This window comes from Streptomyces sp. NPDC002520, from assembly GCF_053595235.1.
Genome location: NZ_JBSFXG010000086.1, coordinates 1,751 through 3,385, shown reverse-complemented (window position 1 = coordinate 3,385; position 1,635 = coordinate 1,751). Strand labels below are relative to the sequence as shown.

The following is a 1,635-nucleotide window of genomic DNA, read 5'->3' as shown; positions in this document are numbered from 1 at the left end:
GCCCGAAGGCTCCGGGGCGGCTTCACGGCCTTAGCATCACGATGCTCGATGTTTGACGCTTCACAGCGGGTACCGGAATATCAACCGGTTATCCATCGACTACGCCTGTCGGCCTCGCCTTAGGTCCCGACTTACCCTGGGCAGATCAGCTTGACCCAGGAACCCTTAGTCAATCGGCGCAAACGTTTCTCACGTTTGTATCGCTACTCATGCCTGCATTCTCACTCGTCAACCGTCCACGACTACCTTCCAGTGCCGCTTCACCCGGCAGACGACGCTCCCCTACCCATCACAGCAGGCGTTGGCCCTTATGCTGCAATGACACGACTTCGGCGGTACGCTTGAGCCCCGCTACATTGTCGGCGCGGAATCACTAGACCAGTGAGCTATTACGCACTCTTTCAAGGGTGGCTGCTTCTAAGCCAACCTCCTGGTTGTCTGTGCGACTCCACATCCTTTCCCACTTAGCGTACGCTTAGGGGCCTTAGTCGATGCTCTGGGCTGTTTCCCTCTCGACCATGGAGCTTATCCCCCACAGTCTCACTGCCGCGCTCTCACTTACCGGCATTCGGAGTTTGGCTAAGGTCAGTAACCCGGTAGGGCCCATCGCCTATCCAGTGCTCTACCTCCGGCAAGAAACACACGACGCTGCACCTAAATGCATTTCGGGGAGAACCAGCTATCACGGAGTTTGATTGGCCTTTCACCCCTAACCACAGGTCATCCCCCAGGTTTTCAACCCTGGTGGGTTCGGTCCTCCACGAAGTCTTACCTCCGCTTCAACCTGCCCATGGCTAGATCACTCCGCTTCGGGTCTTGAGCGTGCTACTGAAACGCCCTATTCGGACTCGCTTTCGCTACGGCTTCCCCACCCGGGTTAACCTCGCAACACACCGCAAACTCGCAGGCTCATTCTTCAAAAGGCACGCAGTCACGAGAAGCACCGAAGTGCTTCCGACGCTCCCACGGCTTGTAGGCACACGGTTTCAGGTACTATTTCACTCCGCTCCCGCGGTACTTTTCACCATTCCCTCACGGTACTATCCGCTATCGGTCACCAGGGAATATTTAGGCTTAGCGGGTGGTCCCGCCAGATTCACACGGGATTTCTCGGGCCCCGTGCTACTTGGGTGTCTCTCAAACGAGCCGCTGACGTTTCGACTACGGGGGTCTTACCCTCTACGCCGGACCTTTCGCATGTCCTTCGCCTACATCAACGGTTTCTGACTCGTCCTGCCGCCGGCAGACGACAGAAGAGAGATCCCACAACCCCCACGACGCAACCCCTGCCGGGTCTCACACGTCATAGGTTTGGCCTCATCCGGTTTCGCTCGCCACTACTCCCGGAATCACGGTTGTTTTCTCTTCCTGCGGGTACTGAGATGTTTCACTTCCCCGCGTTCCCTCCACTTGCCCTATGTGTTCAGACAAGGGTGACAGCCCATGACGACTGCCGGGTTTCCCCATTCGGAAACCCCCGGATCAAAGCCTGGTTGACGGCTCCCCGGGGACTATCGTGGCCTCCCACGTCCTTCATCGGTTCCTGGTGCCAAGGCATCCACCGTGCGCCCTTAAAAACTTGGCCACAGATGCTCGCGTTCACTGTGCAGTTCTCAAACAACGACCAGCCACCCG

The 1,635-nt window shown here is 57.6% G+C and carries 1 rRNA gene (running past one end of the window); it reads right to left on the bottom strand.

The window, feature by feature from the left end:
- A 23S ribosomal RNA gene (locus tag ACWD5D_RS44735) occupies positions 1–1,585 on the bottom strand (its annotated part extends 1,292 nt beyond the left edge of the window); the annotation flags it as partial.
- Positions 1,586–1,635: the final 50 nt, after the last annotated feature.